This window comes from Aquitalea sp., assembly GCF_030150775.1.
In the GTDB taxonomy this organism is placed as follows: domain Bacteria; phylum Pseudomonadota; class Gammaproteobacteria; order Burkholderiales; family Chromobacteriaceae; genus Aquitalea; species Aquitalea denitrificans.
This window is the reverse complement of record NZ_JASLFG010000032.1, coordinates 1-18901: the sequence shown is the minus strand read 5'-3', so window position 1 is coordinate 18901 and position 18901 is coordinate 1. Positions and strand designations below refer to the sequence as shown.

General features: G+C 58.1%; 14 protein-coding genes. 11 read left to right on the top strand and 3 right to left on the bottom strand.

The window, feature by feature from the left end:
- Both QVF59_RS10520 and QVF59_RS10515 read right to left on the bottom strand, forming a co-directional pair.
- Positions 1 to 946: DEAD/DEAH box helicase (locus QVF59_RS10520; protein ID WP_287879597.1), on the bottom strand; the 946-nt coding region annotated here is incomplete at its 3' end.
- 112 nt (positions 947 to 1058) lie between these two features.
- On the bottom strand, positions 1059 to 2540 hold the full coding sequence (locus QVF59_RS10515) for a methyl-accepting chemotaxis protein (protein WP_159876202.1): 1482 nt from the start codon (positions 2538 to 2540) through the stop codon (positions 1059 to 1061).
- A gap of 314 nt (positions 2541 to 2854) precedes the next feature.
- Between QVF59_RS10515 and QVF59_RS10510 the strand changes: the two genes are divergently transcribed.
- The 10 genes from QVF59_RS10510 to QVF59_RS10465 all read left to right on the top strand — a co-directional run bounded on the left by QVF59_RS10510 (position 2855) and on the right by QVF59_RS10465 (position 17192).
- Complete coding sequence (locus QVF59_RS10510; RefSeq protein ID WP_287879594.1) at positions 2855 to 4546, top strand: ShlB/FhaC/HecB family hemolysin secretion/activation protein; 1692 nt, start codon at positions 2855 to 2857, stop codon at positions 4544 to 4546.
- Positions 4547 to 4575: 29 nt separating this feature from the next.
- On the top strand, positions 4576 to 7332 hold the full coding sequence (locus tag QVF59_RS10505) for a two-partner secretion domain-containing protein (protein WP_287879592.1): 2757 nt from the start codon (positions 4576 to 4578) through the stop codon (positions 7330 to 7332).
- Positions 7232 to 12403, top strand: a complete 5172-nt coding sequence (locus QVF59_RS10500; RefSeq protein ID WP_287879590.1) for a hemagglutinin repeat-containing protein — start codon at positions 7232 to 7234, stop codon at positions 12401 to 12403. Before QVF59_RS10505 ends, QVF59_RS10500 begins: the two co-directional genes overlap by 101 nt.
- A 59-nt stretch (positions 12404 to 12462) precedes the next feature.
- Positions 12463 to 12750 carry a hypothetical protein gene (locus QVF59_RS10495; protein WP_287879587.1) on the top strand — a complete coding sequence of 96 codons (288 nt, stop codon included), beginning with the start codon at positions 12463 to 12465 and terminating at the stop codon, positions 12748 to 12750.
- Between the two features lie 168 nt (positions 12751 to 12918).
- Positions 12919 to 13611: a hypothetical protein gene (locus QVF59_RS10490; RefSeq protein ID WP_287879585.1), complete on the top strand. Its 693-nt coding sequence runs from the start codon at positions 12919 to 12921 to the stop codon at positions 13609 to 13611.
- 3 nt (positions 13612 to 13614) lie between these two features.
- Positions 13615 to 14001 (top strand): hypothetical protein, encoded by a 387-nt coding sequence (locus QVF59_RS10485; RefSeq protein ID WP_287879582.1) that lies wholly within the window; start codon positions 13615 to 13617, stop codon positions 13999 to 14001.
- Between the two features lie 60 nt (positions 14002 to 14061).
- Positions 14062 to 15126 carry a hypothetical protein gene (locus QVF59_RS10480; protein ID WP_287879580.1) on the top strand — a complete coding sequence of 355 codons (1065 nt, stop codon included), beginning with the start codon at positions 14062 to 14064 and terminating at the stop codon, positions 15124 to 15126.
- Positions 15127 to 15360, top strand: coding sequence for a hypothetical protein (locus QVF59_RS10475; RefSeq protein ID WP_089084274.1), 234 nt, complete (start codon positions 15127 to 15129; stop codon positions 15358 to 15360). It begins immediately after the preceding gene.
- Positions 15361 to 15891: 531 nt separating this feature from the next.
- The gene (locus QVF59_RS10470) at positions 15892 to 16293 is read left to right on the top strand and encodes a hypothetical protein (RefSeq protein ID WP_287879576.1); all 402 of its coding nucleotides are present in this window, start codon (positions 15892 to 15894) and stop codon (positions 16291 to 16293) included.
- A complete protein-coding gene (locus QVF59_RS10465; RefSeq protein WP_287879573.1) occupies positions 16290 to 17192 on the top strand; it encodes a PoNi-like cognate immunity protein in 903 nt (300 codons plus the stop codon). Before QVF59_RS10470 ends, QVF59_RS10465 begins: the two co-directional genes overlap by 4 nt.
- 60 nt (positions 17193 to 17252) lie before the next feature.
- Here QVF59_RS10465 and QVF59_RS10460 read toward each other — a convergent pair whose 3' ends face one another.
- On the bottom strand, positions 17253 to 17495 hold the full coding sequence (locus QVF59_RS10460) for a hypothetical protein (RefSeq protein WP_287879570.1): 243 nt from the start codon (positions 17493 to 17495) through the stop codon (positions 17253 to 17255).
- A 338-nt stretch (positions 17496 to 17833) separates the two neighbouring features.
- On the opposite strand from QVF59_RS10460, the gene QVF59_RS10455 reads away from it, so the two are divergent.
- Positions 17834 to 18901 (top strand): hemagglutinin repeat-containing protein (locus QVF59_RS10455; protein WP_287879568.1); only part of this gene is annotated, 1068 nt, incomplete at its 3' end.

The window sequence follows — 18901 nt, the reverse complement described above, 5'->3', positions numbered from 1 at the left end:
CAGTGACCGCACGCTGGTCAAGCTGATGACCGACGGCATCCTGCTCGCCGAGATCCAGCGTGACCGCAAGCTGCTCGCGTACGACACGATCATCCTCGACGAGGCACACGAACGCAGCCTCAACATCGACTTCCTGCTCGGCTACCTGCGCCGGTTGCTGCCGGAGCGCCCGGAGCTGAAGGTGATCGTCACCTCCGCGACCATCGAGCCGGAGCGCTTCGCCGCACACTTCGGCGACGCGCTCCGGTTCGATGGTCGCCGACGTGACGATCACCTTGAGGTCGGGGCGCCGAGGCAACAGCCGGCGCAGATACCCGAGCAGGAAGTCGATGTTGAGGCTGCGTTCGTGCGCCTCGTCGATGATGATGGTGTCGTAGGCTTCCAGATAACGGTCGGTCTGGGTTTCCGCCAGCATGATGCCGTCGGTCATCAGCTTGATGACGGACTTCTCCGACAGCTTGTCGGTAAAGCGCACCTTGAAGCCGACATGCTCGCCCAGTTGCGAGCCCAACTCCTGCGCAATGCGGGTGGCCACCGAGCGCGCGGCCAGACGGCGCGGCTGGGTGTGGCCGATCAGCCCGTATACCCCGCGGCCCAGCTCCAGGCAGATTTTGGGAATCTGCGTGGTTTTGCCCGAGCCGGTTTCGCCACAGATGATTACCACCTGATGGGCGGCAATGGTGGCCTTGATATCGTCCAGCTTCTGGTTGACCGGCAGCGCATCGTCAAACTGCGGCCGCGGCATGTGCTGACGGCGCGCATCGGCACGGGAGGCCGAGCGTTCCAGTTGCTGGCTGATGTCGGCCAGTTGCTTGTCGGCAGGCTGCCCTTTTTTCAGGCGCTCACTGGCATCGTTCAGCTTGCGGCGCAAGACATGGCGATCACGGATCAGACAATGGGCAAGGCGGGCTTTGAGTTGGGACAGCTGCTGGACTGGGGTGGTCATCGGGGCAAAGAGCACTGGTTTACAGAAGGCCGCCAGTATAGCAGAGCCGGGGCCGGGGGCTGAATGCAAAAGACCGCCCGGGGGCGGTCTACAGTGGCCAGCGGGCTGGGGTTCAGACCATGACAGCCTGCTGTGCGTGCGAGGAGCGGCCTAGCTCATCCAGCAATTGATCCAGCCGGGTAATGGCATCGGCAATGGAGCGGGTTTCGGTGGACAGCGAACGGGTGGACTCGCCCACCGCGGTGATGTCGCCGGCAAACTGGGCAAAGCCCTGGTTCTGGCTGCTTTCGGCACGGGAGACTTCCTCCAGCAGGTTGGCCAGCTCGCGGGTTTCCTGAATGATGCCTTGCAGATTCTGCTGTGCCTCTTGGGCATTACTGCGCCCGGCCTGCATCTGGCTGTTGCCATCGCGCATGGCGATGATGGCCTGATTGGTGCCATCCACAATCAGCTTGATCTTGGTTTCGATGTCCAGCGTGGCGTTCTGGGTGCGTTCGGCCAGCTTGCGCACCTCGTCCGCCACCACGGCAAAGCCGCGTCCCATTTCGCCAGCCCGCGCTGCCTCGATGGCGGCATTGAGCGCCAACAGGTTGGTCTGGTCGGCAATGTCACGAATCAACTGCACGATGCCGTTGACCTCAGCACTGCGCTGGCCCAGGTCTTCCAGCTTGCTGGCGGCGTGCGAGATGACTTCCCCGGCGCGGCCAAGCTGTAGCACGGCCTGATCCATCACCTGGCCACCGCTGCTGGCCGCATTGCCTGCGGTCTGCGCCAGACGGGTGGCGCTGTCGGACTGGGCGGCGTTCTGGCTGGTGACCACCGCCATCTGCTGCGCCACTACCATCATGTCTTCGGCACGGCTGCGCTGGTCGGCCATGGTTTCGGCCATCAGCCCGGTGCTGTCGGCGATATCGCGACTGGCGCTAGACGCGGCACGGATGGAGCGCGCCACCTGTTCCATCATCTCGCGCATGGCGCGGCTGGCCTGTTCGGACTCGGCCCGCGCCTGTTCCAGCCGCTCCAGGCTTTTTACCTTGGCCTTGTCAAAGGCCATTGCCAGCGACAAAACCACGATGGTAAGGCCGATCAGCGACTTGGCTTGCAGCTTGGGGATTTCGGCGTGATCAATTGGCACCGTTGGTAGGGCCCCGGGGTCGGATGAGAGCAAAAAGAACAGGCCGATGGCCAGGATGGTCAGCACCATCCACACCATGCCGGAGCGACGGGTGGACACAAAAATGGCGGTAAACGGAATGGAGGCAAACCACACCACGCTGGTGGACATGATGCCGCCGTTGACATACACCATCCAGCACACCATCACGAACATGCAGCTGGTAATCAGCTCGGCACAAAAACGTAGCGCGCCGGTGAGTTTCAGCAATAGTGGCGCCAGCAACAAACCCAGCCCGCCCAGCGCAATGCCGGTGCCCATGGCCGGGTGATTCAGCATGAAGTACTCAATGGAAAACAGCGGGGCAATACAGCCAGCCAGCAGGCCAACCCCTACGGTAGTGCGTGCGCCGATGGCCTGAGCAGGGGATTGGCGAATGGTTTCCGGTATGAACCAGTCGGTAACGGACTTGGCAGTCATGTGGTGAGTTCTCCCTCGTTGCGTCTTGATTTGTAAGTATTGTTTTGATTTTTACGCCAGATTCCTGGCGATTGGCTAATGTAAAACAACCGTTTGAAATCGGCAATCGCGCTATGAGCTGAGTACGTGATAGCTGGCCTGTCAGTGAGTGGAAGCTGTGTATTTTTTGTTCTGCAACGCACAGAAAGCCGGTGCGTGCAGAATCGTCAGACTATTACTAGCCAGCCATCACCGGCACACGCCGAAAAGTGCCATGGCCATTTGGGAAGGTGCTGATAGGCCAAGCAGCATGGCATTCGCACAATCGGCAGACCATGACAACGTCCCGCTCTCCGATGTTCGGCTGCCACTTGATACCGATTTCCCTGCTTGCACCGCGTAGTCTGGGTAGCGTGCTGCCATTGCTGGCCTGCCTGTGGACGGTGCATGCCCATGCACAAGCTCCATCATCCGTTGCCCAGCCCCCCGTTTCCCCTGAAACCAATGTATCTGCGGCCACGCCCTTGCCGCCGGCAGAACAGCCGTGTTTCCCGATCCGGCAGTTGTTGCTGCAAGGTGCGCTATCCCAACGTTTTCAGTGGTTGTTGACCGCTGCCGCCTGGCCGGATAGCGCCATTGGCCGCTGCCTTGGCAGCCAGGGCATCAGCCTGTTGCAACGGCGCATGCAGAACGCGCTGCTGACCCAGGGCTTTGTCACTTCCCGGGTGCTGGTCAGCCCGCAAAACCTGAGCACCGGACAGCTGGTGTTCACCTTGCTGCCCGGTTTTATTCACCAGATCAAACCTGCTGCCGATAACAGCGCCGGAATGCGCACAATCAATGCCCTGCCAACCGGGCCGGGTGAGGTGCTCAATCTGCGTGACATCGAACAAGGGCTGGAAAACCTGCAACGCCTGCCTTCGGTGCAGGCGGACTTCCAGATTGCCCCGGCCAGCACAGCAGATGCCCCGCCCAATAGCAGCGACGTGCTGGTGCAATGGCGGCAACACAGGCCATACCGCTTGTCATTGCAGCTGGATGATGGCGGCAGCCAGGCTACCGGGGTACTGCAAGGCAGTGCCACGCTGACGGCCGACCATCTGCTGACGCTCAATGACATGCTCAGCCTGTCCCGCAGCCAGGCGCTGGGTGGTGGTCAGGATGGCGAACGGGGCTCTGAAAACAACACCGTCAGCTACAGCCTGCCGCTGGGGTATTGGCTGCTTGGCCTGACACTGAATGATGGCCGTTATCGCCAGTCGGTGGCTGGTGCCTATGAAAGCTATCTGTATCACGGTAAAAGCGAAAACGCGGCCCTTAAGCTGTCGCGCCTGCTATTGCGTGATGCCGACAGCAAAACCGGCTTGAACTTGCAGCTGTGGCAACGCAAGACCAGCAGCTTCATCAACGATGCCGAAATCGACGTGCAGCGCCGTCGCATGGCGGGCTGGGAGGTGGGCGTATCTCACGAAGCGCGTTTGGGTGAGGGCGCATTCAGCGCCAGCCTGAATTACCGGCGTGGAACCGGCGCACGCCGCGCGCAGCCCGCGCCGGAAGAAGCCTTCAACGAGGGCAGCTCCCGCTTGCAGCTATGGCAGGCGGAGGCGCAGCTGGTATTGCCATTTCGTGGCCTGGGACAGGCCTGGCAGTTCAGTTCGGCCTGGCGCGGCCAATACAACCAGACCCCCTTGATTCCGCTGGACCGTTTTGCCATTGGCAGCCGCGACACCGTACGCGGCTACAACGGCGACAACCAGCTCAGCGCCGATCGCGGCTGGCTGGTACGCAATGAGCTGGGCTGGCAATTCAAAGGACGAGAAATCTATCTGGCTTACGACCATGGCGAAGTCGGCGGCCAATCGGCGGTCTGGTTACAAGGCCGTCGCCTGAGTGGTGCCACAGTGGGCAGCCGCGGCCAGTTGCTTGGTGTCGACTACGAAGTGTTCATCAGCAAGCCCATGCAATACCCCACCCATTTTCGCACCCCCGGCAGCACCGGGGGCTTCTCCCTTGCCTACCGTTTTTGACGCAGCGCCTTGCCACCGGACACCCGCCCATGAATCGTCACTGCCATCGCCTTGTGTTCAACCCCCTGCGCAATCTGTTGATGCCTGTCGCCGAGCTGGCTGGCAGCCACCAGCGCTCAGCCAGTACACAACCGGGGGCAGGGCAGTCACAGCCATGCTGCTGGACATGGCGACCACTGGCACTGGCCTTGCTGTTGCTCAACTTGCCCGGTGCTGCGCTGGCGCAGATTCTGGCCGACCCAGCTGCGCCAGCCGGGCAGCGCCCCACCATCCTCAATACCGCCAGCGGTGCAGTGCAGATCAATATCCAGACCCCTACCGCTGGCGGGGTATCGATGAACCAGTACCGCCAGTTCGACACCACCACGCCGGTCACCATCTTCAATAACGGTCGCAGCGCCAGCCAAACCCAAAGCGCCGGTTGGGTGGCGGGCAACCCGTGGCTGGCCGGTGGCAGTGCCAAAGTCATTGTCAATCAGATCAACAGCGCCAACCCATCACGCCTGAGCGGCACCATGGAAATTGCCGGTACGCGGGCAGACCTGATCATTGCCAACCCCTCCGGCCTGCGCATTGACGGGGTGACCGTGCTCAATGCCAACCGCAGCACCTTTGCCACTGCCACACCGCAGCTCTCTGGCGGGGTATTACAAGGCTTTCAGACCGGCAACGGCCTGTTGCAGATTAACGGGGAAGGGCTGAACGACAGCGGCAGCGACTACACCACCATCCTGGCCCGCGCCGTGCAACTGAATGCCGGGCTGTGGGCACAGCAACTACAGCTGACCACCGGGCAGAACCAGCTGGATGCCACGGGCAAGCTCATCGCCAGTGCCACGCCCGCGCAGGGCAGCGGCGGCACAAGCCCCGCCTACAGCCTGGACGTAGCGGCAATCGGCGGCATGTACGCCGGCAAGATCACCCTGCTGGCTACCGAACACGGCCTGGGCGCACGCAATGCCGGTGAGTTGGTGGCAAGTCAGGGCGATTTGCAGCTGCAAGCGGATGGCCGCCTGATCAACACCGGCCGCATGCTGGCGCAGCAGGGTGGCAGCCTGCATGTGCAAAGCCAGGGGCTGGATAATGGCGGCACCTTGTCGGCCAGCCACAACCTGCACATTGCCAACGGGCCACTGAGCAACAGCGGGCTGATCAATGCCGGGCGCGAACTGCTGCTGAACGCCAGTGACATCCACAACAGCAGCAGCGGCAGCATCAGCGGCCAGCGCTTGCAGATAGACACAGACAGCCTGGACAACGCGGGCCAACTCAGCCAGACCGGCCAGCAGGGCTTGCTGTTGCAGGCGAATGCCTTGCACAGCAGCGGGGTGATGGGCCTGCCGCCCAAATCCAGCACTGCGCCTGAGCTGCCATCCACGCCGGATGACGGTACGGCCACTCCGCCTGCCACAGACAGTACGACAGCACCGGGCGGGGATGCCCCGGTTTACAGCCAGCCCACACCCGCCGAGGTGCTACCCGACGGCACCATCCACGTGACAGGCCTGCTCGACAACAGCGGCAGCCTGCTGGTTAATGGCGGCATCGACCTGAGCCTGCAGCAAGGCTTGCAGAATCACGGCAGCATGCAGCTGCGCACGCTGCAATTGTTCGGGCCTGTGCTGGATAACCGGCAGGGCAAGTTGTATGTCGATCAGGCGCGGATCGACACCGGGGCCATCCACAATCAGGGCGGCACCCTGCTGGCCAAGCACGACATGATTCTGCGCACTGCCACGCTGGACAATGGGCAGGGCAAGCTCGCCGCAGGGGGCGAACTCAGCCTGATGACCGGGCAGCTGGACAACCGTGCCGGTTGGCTGGAAGCCGCCGGGCTGTTGTTCAATGGCAGTGATATCGACAATCGCCAGGGTGGCATCTTTGCCCGCGACATCAGCGCCAACAGCGGCATGGTGGACAACCGTGGCGGTTTGCTGGCCGCCAGCCAAAGCCTGCAACTGGATACGGGCGGACAAACTCTGTGGAATGGCGACAGTGGCAATACGCTGGGTGTGCTCTCCGGCGGCAGGCTGGCCTTGAAAACCGGCGACTTGTTCAACCTGCAGGATGGACGCATGCAAGCCAGTGTGCTGGATATCAACAGCAGCACCCTGCGCAATCAGGCCGGCCTGATCATGGGCGATTCCGTCACCCTGCATGGCGATACGCTGGACAACCAGGCCGGGCTGATTGCCGCCAAATCCAGCCTGTCGCTTGTTGCCGCACAATCCCTGCACAACCAGGGGGAATTACACAGCCTGGGTGATGCCGCACTGCAAGCGGACATCCTGCAACAGCAAGGCGGGCTGACCACGGCCAGTCGCAATCTGACCATCCAGGCCAGGCAACTGAACAGCAGTGGCCAGTTTGTTGCCGGGCAGGATCTCACCCTCAATACCCGGCAAGACCTCACCGTACAGGCCGCTATCCAGGCGGGCAGAAACCTTGTACTCAGCACGACGGGCAAGCTGGATAACCAGTCCAGCCTGCGCGCCGGTGGCAGCGCCAGCATACAGGCAGACAGCATCAGCAATGCCAGCCAGGCCGACATCAGCGCCAGCACGCTGGACCTGCAAGCCACCACCAGCCTGGACAATCAGGGCCTGAGACGCCGGGGATGCCAGCCTTCTTGCCGGACAAGCCATCAGCAATCGCGGCAGCGGGCGTATTTATGCCGACCGGCTGTTGCTGGTCGCGCCGCTGCTGGACAACACCCCACTGGCCGGGCAAGCACCGGTGATTGCCGCCCGGCAACAACTGGGCATCGCGACCGATCAACTGCTTAATGGCGAAAACGCCCAGATCATCAGCTTGGGTGACATGGTGATAGGTGGCGGCTTTGACAGCAACGGCCAGATCAATCGCCCGACCAGCCTGGTGGACAACAAGTCGGCCAGCATCGAGGCCGGTGGCAATATGCAGATCAGCGCCGACACCGTACGCAATCAGCGGCTGCGGGTGGGCATTAGCCAGCAAAGCAGCATTGACGAAACCGTCACCATGAACCTTGCCCCTTGGCAGGGGAATGGACACAACGGCGGCGACCTGCGTAACTCGGCCAATTACCGGGCTTCGCAAATTTATTTTGTTGACCCTGCCGACATCATCAGCAACGAGCAGATCATCACCCCGGATGGCAATGTACTGGGCCGCGCAGTGGTCAAACTCAGCCCGCAAACCAGCACCTTCTTCTTTGCCAATGGCCGCGGCTGGGGCATGACCGGAGAGCGCTGGCGCATCAAAATCGACCAGCCGCAAACCCAAACCATCTATTACACCCTGCGCCAGGATGGCGTGGTCAACCCGGACCAAAGCCCGGATGGGCTCGACCCCTTCTTGCTGTTGCACGGGCCGGGAGGGACCGGTGGTGCGCCTTACTTCTCTTACCAGACCGACGCCGTCCGTTACGACGCGCAATATGGCAGTTGCAGTAGTAACTGTGTGCTACTGATTACCCCCTACCAGTTGACTGACCCTGTTCACACCATCATCAGTCGCAGCCAGCACCCGGTTTCAGAATCAGGAAATGAACGCTACCGCACCGCCCACCACACCGCTCAGGACGACGTGCTAACAGCCGATACCGGGGCTGCCCCTACCATCCGCGCTGGCGGAAATATGCTGTTGCAGCCTGGCCAGCCGCTGGATAACCAGTACGGCCAGATCAGTGCCGCAGACCAACTGCAAATAGACGGTGGGGCAGCTAGCCAGATCATCAACACCGCTGCCACACTGTATCGCAATCACCACTTTGATATCGTCAGCCACAGCTATGCGGGCGGCAGCTTTGCTAACCCCCGGCCCGACATCCGCGAAACCATAGGCAGCGTCGATGCCAGCATCCAGGGCAAAACCAGCCTGATCATCAATGCCGACACCGTCGCCAATCTGGATCAGGCCCGTCCCGGCCCCAGCCCGATTGCCCCGCCCGTTCCCGGCAGCGAAGTGGCCCGGCTCAGCCAAACCAGCAATGGCACGGTACAGCTGGAGCCCGGCAGCAATGGCATCCCCGGCAGCGTGCTGACCCAGCCGCCCACCATCCAGCTACCACGCAGCAGCCTGTACCGCCTGCTGCCCGACGGGCCGGCACCGCTGCTGGAAACCGACCCCGCGCTGACCAATCGCCAGGCCTGGCTGGGCAGCGACTACCTGCTGGCCGGGCTGTCGCCCGACCCCAATACCTCCCTCAAGCGCCTGGGCGACGGCTACTACGAACAACAACTCATCAACCAGCAAATCAGCCGCCTCACCGGCCAAAGCCTGCTGGCAGGCTATAGCGACGGCCAGGCCCAGTTCCGCGCGCTGATGGACAACGGTAAAACCTTTGCCGCCAGCCACCAGCTGATGCCCGGTGTAGCACTCACCGCCGCGCAAATGGCCCAGCTCACCAGCGACATCGTCTGGCTGGTCAGCCAAACCGTCACCCTGCCGGATGGCCGCAGCCAGCAGGTGCTGGTGCCGCAGGTGTACGTCAAACTGCAGCAAGGCGACCTGGCCCCCAGCGGTGCCATCCTGGCGGCCGACAAGTTACAACTGCAACTGAATGGCGACCTTACCAACCAGGGCAGCATGGCTGGGCGGCAACTGCTTGCCATCAACGCCGACACCATCCACAACCTGGCCGGACGCCTGCAAGGCGGCGACCTGGCCATCCACGCCAACACCGACCTCAGCAACCAGGGCGGACGCATCCAGGCCGACCACAGCCTCAGCCTGAGCGCCGGGCGCGACCTCACCAGCGCCAGCACCACTTATAGCCAACAACACGGCAGCGGCGGCAACACCCTGCAACAAACCGCACTCGACCGCATGGCCGGGTTGTATCTGGGGCAGGGCGCAGGCTCCATGCTGCTGGCGGCAGGCCGCAATCTCGACCTCAGCGGCAGCCAGTTGAGCAACCAATCCAGCGGCAGCACCGTGCTGTCCGCCGGACAAGACCTCACACTCGGCACCACCGACACCACCCAGCAACGCCGCATCACCTGGAATGCCAACAACTGGTCCGCCCAGGCCAGTACCGACCAAACCGGCAGCCGCCTATCCACCCAGGGCGACCTCACCCTGCAGGCCGGGCGCAACCTTGCTGCCACTGCCGCCACCCTCGACAGCGCCCAAGGCCAGGTCAGGCTGCAAGCCGGACAAGACCTCACCCTCGCCAGCGGCCAGCAAACCCAGCAACTGGACTGGCAAAGCCACAGCAGCAAAAAAGGCCTGCTCAGCAGCCGCAGCAGCGACGACAGCTACCAGGGCGCACAAAGCTGGGCCAAGGGCAGCAGCGTCAGCGGCCACACCGTCAGCGCCACCGCCGGTGGCGACCTTAGCCTGATTGGCAGCCAGGTGGTCAGCGACCAGGGCACCCAACTGCAAGCGGGTGGCAATCTCAGCCTGCAAGCCGCCAGCAACACCGACCGTTATGCCAGCCAGCACAGCGAGAAAAAATCTGGCCTGATGGGCAGCGGCGGCTTTGGCATCACCATCGGCAGCCGCGCCCAAGGCCAGGACGGCAGCACCCGCACCACCCAGGCCGTCGGCAGCACCGTCGGCGCACTCAGCGGCAATGTCACTCTCAGCGCCGGGCAGCAATACACCCAAACCGGCAGCCAGGTACTGGCTACCGGCATCAATGGCGGCGGCGACATCAGCATCCAGGCCAAAGACATCGCCATCAGCGAAGCACGGGACACCACACAGAACGTCAGCGACAGCTGGTTCAAGCAAAGCGGCCTCACCCTGGCCCTCTCCAACCCCGTCCTCAACGCCATCCAGACCGCCGACCAGATGGCCAAGGCCGCCCGCAAAACCAGCGACAGCCGCATGAAAGCCCTGGCCGCCGCCAGCAGCGGCCTGTCCGGCTACGCCGCCTACACCGCCATCCAGGAAGGCCAGGGCAGCACCATCAACGGCAAGGACAACCAGATCCTCACCCGCGAAACCAGCCCCGACGGCACCCCAAAAACCCGCGACGCCAACGCCGCCGACAAAGCCGGCGGCATCAATGTCAGCCTCTCGGTGGGCAGCAGCAGCAACAAATCACACAGCGAATCATCGTCCGATACCAGCGCTGCCAGCCGCGTACAAGCCGCAGGTAATCTCAGCCTGCACGCCAGCGGTGCCGGTGCCGACAGCAACATCCTGATTCAAGGCAGCGACCTGGCCGCCGCCAAGGCCATCACCCTCAATGCCGACAACCGCATCCAGCTGCAAGCCAGCCAGGACCAAGACCAACAACACAGCACCAACAGCGGCCGCAGCGGCAGCCTGGGCATCAGCTTCGGTAGCGACGGCCTGCTATTCACTGCCAGCGCCAGCAAAAACCGCGGCCACGCCGACGGCGACAGCGTCAGCTACCACAACAGCCACCTCAACGCCGGCGACAGCATCAGCCTGACCAGCGGCGGCGACACCACCCTCAAAGGCGCCGTTGTGGCCGCCCCCAGCGTACAAGCCAATGTCGGCGGCCATCTCAGCATCGAAAGCCTGCAAGACAAAGACCACTACGACAGCAAACAACACAGCGTGGGCGGCAGCCTGTCCATCGGCTACGGCATGATGGGCGGCAGCCTCAGCATGAGCCAAAGCAACATCAACAGCGACTACCGCAGCGTCGGCGAACAAAGCGGCATCCTGGCCGGCGACGGCGGCTTCCACGTCAAGGTCAAGGGCGACACCACCCTCACCGGCGGCGTCATCAGCAGCACCGAACAAGCCGTGCAAGACCACAACAACCAGTTTGCAACAGGCGGCCAGCTCGCCATGACCGACCTGCACAACCAGGCCGACTACAACGCCAGCAGCAGCAGCCTCAACATCGGTACCTCGATGAACCTGCAAGGCATCTGGAGCCCGTCCGGCTCCGGCATCGGCTTTGGCAACGACAGCGGCAGCGCATCCAGCGACACCCGCAGCGGCATCAGCGGCATCGCCGGCAACAGCGCCGCCCGTACCGGCGACCCGCAAAGCGGCATCCAGCGCATCTTCGACGCCGACAAAGTGCAGCAAGACATCGACGCACAAACGCTGATTACCCAAACCTTTGGGCAGCAGGCGAGCGATGCCATTGCCAGAAGAGCCGATATCCAGCGCAAGCAGCTACGGGAAAAGCTCCTGCAAGCACAGACAGCCGAAGAAAAAGCAGCACTGCAACAAGATATTTATGATGCGACCATGCAAGAACGTGCTTTGAATATTTTGGTAGGTGCACTGACAGGAAATGTAGGCAGCAGCATTACCAAAGAAACCTTGTCTGTTGCAGCAGAAAAAATGCGGGCATTGATGATCGAAGATTCAGCCAAATTCAAAGGGGTTACGGATGGAGAGAAAACGTATACCAATTTATCCGCAGAAAGTGTCGGGGTAAAAGATAGTGGAGAAAAGCTAGGCGGTACACGCTGGGATCTGGATGAATTGTGTGGGGTAGATAACAGTCGCTGTAAAACTACGGAAGACGGGGGGTTAAGATTTGATCAGCAAGGAAAAGTGCAATTTAATCCCGATGCTGCCGGGGTGAATAGTTTGGATGAATATCTTCAAACCGAACAAGGCAAAAAATTGGCAGGTGCCACTGGTGGCATACAAGGTGTAAAGGGAACATTTTTTGGTGTGCCATATGAGTCCGGAAGTTGGCAGGATAAGCTGATTGAAGCGTTTGCAGGTCCCCACGACATGATAGGAGGAAAATTAAGCGGTTTGTATGATGAGCAAGGTAACGCAAAGAGGGGTAGAGGTAATGCAGAGAAAATATCTCAAGAAGTATGGTCTGGGGTGGCTATTCCGATAGCAGCACCGTTTGCGGCAGCAGATGCTTTACCACCACAGGTTTGGAATATCATTTACGAAATTTTAAAAGGTGCACGATGAGATATTTTAAATTAGTAGTATTTATATTCGTTGGCGGGTGTGGGATTGGAGGCTACTGGATGAATGGGAATCCATTTCCGGATAAAAGTGCCGCGCGATTTGTTGATCTGTGGGGCAAGGTTGGTGCGACATCGGAGGAGAGAATGAAAGATTGGCTTTCATGTGGAGGTCGAATAAATGGTGGTGTTGGTTTTGACACTGCTGGAAAAATTTTCCCTGGTGAAAGTGATCAATCAGCATACGAAAGGTTGGAGCGAAATTTTTATAGTTGCTTGATTAAAAAAGGATATAGATATAGCGGGTGCACTAAAGAATTCTATAAAGAAAAGCCAATTTGTCGTGGTTGAGGACAAATCGACGCACAAACGCTGATCACCCAAACCTTTGGGCAGCAGGCGAGCGATGCCATTGCCAGAAGAGCCGATATCCAGCGCAAGCAGCTACGGGAAAAGCTCCTGCAAGCACAGACAGCCGAAGAAAAAGCAGCACTGCAACAAGATATTTATGATGCAACCATGCAAGAACGCGCATTGAATATTTTGGTAGGCGCACTGACAGGAAATGTAGGTAGCAGCATTACCAAAGAAACCATGTCTGTTGCGGCAGAAAAAATGCGGGCATTGATGGTCGAAGATTCAGCCAAATTCAAAGGGGTTACGGACGGAGAGAAAACGTATACCAATCTATCCGCAGAAAGTGTCGGGGTAAACGATAGTGGAGAAAAGCTAGGCGGTACACGCTGGGATCTGGACGAGTTGTGCGGGGTGGATAATGGTCGTTGTTTGACGAAGGATGGGAAACTTTTGTCGGATTATGCGGGGAGAGTTCAATTTAATCCCGATACTGCCGGTGTGAATAGTTTGGATGAGTATCTTCAAACCGAGCAAGGCAAAAAATTGGCAGGTGCTACCGGTGGCATACAAGGTGTAAAGGGAACATTGTTTGGTGTGCCATATGCGCCCGGTAGCTGGCAGGATAAGCTGATTGAAGCGTTTGCTGGTCCCCACGACATGATAGGAGGGAAATTAAGTGGTTTGTATGATGAGCAAGGGAATACAAAGAGGGGTAGAGATCCCGTTGTGCAAAAAATTCAAGATACGTGGAGTGCAACGGGGGCCATTTTGGTATCCGCTCCATTTGCAATGGCGGAATATTTACCGCCAGAAGTGTGGAATGCATTGTCAGTCATATTGAAGAATGCGAGGTAGAAAATGAAGTGGACAGGACTGCTGTCTTTAATTGTTCTATTGAGTGGGTGTGTTATAGGGAATGGACGAATTTGTGGGTTTCAAACTCCTGCTTTGCATTGTGATAAGGAAGCGTATGAAGCAGCTTTGCATCCCAAGCCATTTGTTGAACTGTGGGATAAGGTTGGTGCGACATCGGAGGATAGAGTGAAAGATTGGATTTCATGTGGGGGTCGAAAAAATGGTGGAGTTGGTTTTGATACTGTCGGAAAAATTCTACCTGGTGAAAGTGATCAATCAGCATACGAAAGGTTGGAGCGAAATTTTTATAGTTGCTTGATTAAAAAAGGATATAGATATAGTGGGTGTACTAAGGAATTCTATAAAGACAAGCCAATTTGTCGTGGTTGAGAAGGCGTCGACGCACAAACGCTGATTACCCAAACCTTTGGGCAGCAGGCCAGTAGCGCGGTGGGGAAATACGCCGAAACCCAGATCAAACAAGCCAATGCACTGATCGAACAAGCCAAACAAGCCCACGCCGACGGACAGGAGCAACAAGCCCAACAACTGCTCGCCCAAGCCGAGCAAATCAATCAGGACTGGGGCGAACAAGGCAAACTGCGCATTGGCCTGCACACCGTCATCGGCGGCCTGACCGGCGGCGCAGCCGGTGCTGCAGGCAGCCTGACCGGCAGCCTCAGCGCAGTCGAAGCCAGCCGCCTGCTCAAAGAAAACGGCATCACCCAGGAGAACAACCCGGCGCTGTACAACACCCTGGTTACGCTGGCCAGCAGCGCAGCGGGTGGGGTGGTGGGAGGTACGGCAGGCGCAGGGACAGCATTTAATGAGGTGACGAATAATTGGCTATTCACCGAAAAGGAGAATGAAAAGTATAAAAAAGCCAAAGCCGAGTGTGGGCCAGCCAATAAAGCTGCATGCGATACCAAAAAAGCATTGGAAGATCTCAGTTTTAAACGGCTGGCTGCATCAGAGCCGCTGAAAGAGTTTAATCCTGAAGCTGTATTATTTTTGCCGGCAGGTGGGGGGGTAACTGTCTCCGCAGAAGCTACGGCAGTAGGAAAGTCCATAAGTGCAATGCTCGGTGCTGGTGTAAATTATGGTTATCAAATTTTCAATTCCAAACCGGGACAGAGTATAGATTGGTCCAGCGTTGCATTGAGTGGTGCCGCTGGTTGGTGGACTACAGGAGCTACACTTAGTGGGACCGTTGGGTTTAATGCACTTACATCTTATGTTGGTTCTTCTGTAAGAGGTGAAGCTCCAATGCCAGGTATGCTAGGTGCTGCTTTAGGTAGTACTATTGGTTACGCTGGAGGTAGTGTTATTACTAAGAATGGAAATGCTATCCTTAATCCGTGGTATAGGCCGGATTGGGTGACGGTCGGTCCATATGGCATCATGGGATGGAATCCAAAGAATCCAGCACCGGAAATTTTTGGAACAGGAATTGGCGGTATGTTACAGGAATACTCTGGTGATTGGGGTCAGTCGAAAATAAATGGAGGAAGATAAATGTTTAAGAAGTTTATTCTCTATGCATCTTCTTTTTATTTGTTGAGCAATATTGGCCTTATCGTTGCGTGGTTGTTGGGTCCGGTATTCCATTGGTTAAGTTCTGGCGTATTTTTGCCGCAATGGAACTTTCCTGATTTGCTGCCAATAATTTGGCGAGAGATAGGGTTAATGGTGACTGCTGTGGTTATTGGTATCGTTTTGTCTTGGAATGATGTAAAGAAATTTATGTGATAGAAAGATTGAGAAATCAATGTTCACTAATTTGTAGTGGATGTGGCCTGGGGATGCATTGTTCCTCTATCTATAATCTATTCGGCTCTATTCGGCTCTATTGGCTTTAAGGTGACTGGGTCTTATGGTATTCAGTCGCTGCAAGGGCCAAGTCCGATACCGGGATTTGGAGGTGCGTTGGGCGGTAATCTACTACAAGAATTTACTAGTGACAAAACAGGCAGCATCCTTAAATGAGGAAAGCATGTTAAAAATACTTAAATATTTTTTAATAAAATTTACATTGAATTTTATTATTTTCTCATCAATTTTTTTATTGTGCATTGTGTTGGGGTATTTTATTTTAGTCCCAGCTCTGGGTTGGGTATGAAGCCAAACCAACATCTTGGAGCAATTTTAAAGTTGATGTGAATGCAGCTTTATTTTGTGGGTTAATTGTGGCATCAATACTTTCTCCATATGAAACATACTTGCGTGCCCGTGATGGGTACTTCAGGCGTGACTATTTTTAAATGCGGATTCAAAATGTAAGTGCAGCAGCTGATTCCCGGCGCGCAAGAAATAGGCCGCAGCCCCGGCATCGGACAATGCGGTATTGACGGGCTGTACAAGATCAACAAGCCGGGCGTGGATTATGTGGTGATCGAATACAAATTCGGGTCATCCAGACAAGGCATGACGCTGGATGGCTTGCAAGGCAGTGATAGCTGGTTGAGTGGGGCGAATACCAATTGCAACCGGATATTGGAATCGGTGGGGAATAATGAGCGAGTGGCCGATAGTGTGTTGAAATCTGTAGAGTCAAATCGTATTGAGAAGTGGTTGGTACATACCGATCCGTTTGGTCGAGTTACGGTCGGTGTGATGGGTAAAGATGGCAAGTTGGTTCCAAATCCTGAAGCAACTTCCAAACTGTTGGGAGTTAAAAAATGATTAGGGATAATAAGGGAAATCTCGCTTATTGGAATGAATGGGTCCTGTACGGTACAGAAGCTATTTCAGAATTTGAAAAGATATGTACCGTTCCATCTGGCAACCCTGATTATCGACCCCAGTTTATATTTGAGATTGTAAAAAAGAATTGGCATCAAATTCTTCGTCGCTACTCCCGTGGCGACGACATCCAGGAACTGGCGCAGTATTTCCCGCCCTTGCTGGATGCCTGGGAAGAATCCGAGCGGTTGGGCAAGGACGTGTTTACTCCGCAACAGCAATACACCCGCCACGCCTGGAAGGTGAATCTGGACCATTACATCGTCTGCTTCTGGCTGGTGGGGCTGGCCTTGGCCATGGAACTGCCGGACGCGCAATGGCAACGGCTGTTGGTATTGATTGGCAACGAAGGCGAAGACCAATTACTCGACCGCTTCATTGCCAGCCGTCAAACAGGGGGCAAGATTGGCGTTACGCTGTGCCACCCCAAACCCTACCAGCGACTGCTGAACGCCATTGACGCCCCAGCAGCACAGCAAACCCGGCTGCTGGCCGACTTTGTGCAGCACTGGTATCGCGAACTGGACCGCCCGGCCAAACCCGGCAATGCCCCGGCCACCGCCATGTATGAACGTCCGTACTGGTACACCTATGGCGATGTCAACTTTGAAGGCGGGGCCTACTTTGGCCGCTGGTGCGTGGAGGCGGTAGCTGCCGTCAAAGCCTTTGGCCTGGATGACAGCCAGTGTCTGGGACTGGAACACTACCCCGGCGACCTGCTGCGGCCCAACGGCCCCAGCACCCACCCCGCCCGCCCGGACAACAGCAGCGACGATCAAACGCCCAACACCCTCAGCCCACCGGCCAAAAGCTGGTGGCAACGTTTACTGGGGCGTTAACAGCAACAGCCCGGCCATTCACAACGCCGGGCTGCTTCCTCATGGCAGGACTACGCGGGTTTAAGCCAGCAATTGCTGCTGTTGCTGCTGCAAACCCAGCAAGCCCTGCATCAAGTGCCTGCGATAGGCATCAGACGGGTGCAGGGCCAGCAAGGCCAATACTGCCTCCAGCGTCTGGGCCTGTTCCCGTAAGGCGGATTCCAGCTGGGCAAAACTATGTACCAAATCCTGCACCGGGCTGCGCAGCGCGGCAAAGCGGTCCTGTTGCAACATGGCTTGCAGCAGCACGATGTGCTGGCGCATCTGAGGTAATACAGCAAGGGGTGGGGGATCAGTCGTCAACATTGCACTCCCTCGAAGTAAACCGTTGCGGGAGGTGCGGACAAATAGATGAGAAATGGCATATCGGCTCCTGATTAAGGTAAGCCTGCCCCCGACGCCAATCGGGGTGGCAGGCACATGGCAGGATTGGCGTACCGTAATCAGGAACGGCGCCTCGTAAGAGGCTCCCACCATGGCCCGCCATAGAAGACGTGCAATGGTGTACGGACGCGACAAAGCATGGGCTTTGACCAAAGTCCGTCTGATTACAGGACGCCAATCCCGATGCCGTTATTGAACGGCACGGAGGGGATTATCTAGTGCTGCGGGTGGGAAGGCAAGAAACACGGCGGAAGGGCAAAGGTGGGGAGGCCCGCCTGGGCGACGGCCTGCTCAGCGCCAACAGCGGCAATCTGACCGTGCTGGCCGGGGCAGACAAGCAGTACAGCGGCACTGGCCAGGGCAATCTGCTCAGCCAGGGAGCCAACCTACAGGCCAAGCAAACCGCCACCCTGCAAGGCAATGCCGTCACCCTGGACGCCATCACCAACCAGGACAACAGCCAATACCATCAGGAAAGCAAGAGCTTCACCATTGGCAGCCAATTGTCTGGCAGTGTGGGCAGCGTCATCACCGGCATTTACGACGCCGCCCAGGCCGCCCGTCATACCTCCAACGACCGTCTGCAAGGCGCACTCGCCCTCAAGGCCGGCTACGATGCCTACAAACTGGCCAATGGCGGCATTGGCACAGCGCTGAAGGCAGAAGACACCATGAATACGCTGAACAAGGCCAGTACCGAAGCCGGTAAAGGTACGGTCAACAACAACAGCGCCGCCTTCGCAGTCAGCGCCACCGTGGGGAGCAATCGCAGCAGCCAGGACAGCAGCAGTAGCAGCACCACCCAGCGCGGCACCATCGTCCAGGCCGACACGCTCAATATCATCGCCACCGATGGTAACCTCAGCGCTACCGGGGCCAAGCTGCAAGCCACCGACATCAACCTGTCTGCCAGCAAGGACATCCTGCTGCAGGCAGCCACCAATACCGCCGAAGTCCACAACAAGAACGACTCCAGCAATGCCAGTGCCGGTGCCACTTTCGGCTTCGGCCAGCAAAACGGCATCAGCTTCCAGCTGGGCGTCGGCCAAAGCCAGGGCGTGGCCAATGGTAGTGAAACCACTTACGACAACACCCTGGTCACCGCCAGCAATCAGCTGAACCTGCACAGCGGCAATGACACCACCCTGTTTGGCGCACAGCTGGCCGGCAAAACAGTCAATGCCGACGTCGGCGGCAAACTGGCCATCACCACCCTGCAAGACCAAAGCCAGTACGAAAGCCACCAGTCCTCCAGCGGCTTCGACATCAGCGTCTGCGTGCCACCC

Bases quoted from the DNA above. Each gene is read 5' to 3' on its own strand.
- QVF59_RS10515 (WP_159876202.1), bottom strand. From the start codon at position 2,540: ATGACTGCCAAGTCCGTTACCGACTGGTTCATACCGGAAACCATTCGC.
- QVF59_RS10510 (WP_287879594.1), top strand. From the start codon at position 2,855: ATGACAACGTCCCGCTCTCCGATGTTCGGCTGCCACTTGATACCGATT.
- QVF59_RS10505 (WP_287879592.1), top strand. From the start codon at position 4,576: ATGAATCGTCACTGCCATCGCCTTGTGTTCAACCCCCTGCGCAATCTG.
- QVF59_RS10495 (WP_287879587.1), top strand. From the start codon at position 12,463: ATGAATGGGAATCCATTTCCGGATAAAAGTGCCGCGCGATTTGTTGAT.
- QVF59_RS10490 (WP_287879585.1), top strand. From the start codon at position 12,919: ATGCAAGAACGCGCATTGAATATTTTGGTAGGCGCACTGACAGGAAAT.
- QVF59_RS10485 (WP_287879582.1), top strand. From the start codon at position 13,615: ATGAAGTGGACAGGACTGCTGTCTTTAATTGTTCTATTGAGTGGGTGT.
- QVF59_RS10475 (WP_089084274.1), top strand. From the start codon at position 15,127: ATGTTTAAGAAGTTTATTCTCTATGCATCTTCTTTTTATTTGTTGAGC.
- QVF59_RS10465 (WP_287879573.1), top strand. From the start codon at position 16,290: ATGATTAGGGATAATAAGGGAAATCTCGCTTATTGGAATGAATGGGTC.
- QVF59_RS10460 (WP_287879570.1), bottom strand. From the start codon at position 17,495: ATGCGCCAGCACATCGTGCTGCTGCAAGCCATGTTGCAACAGGACCGC.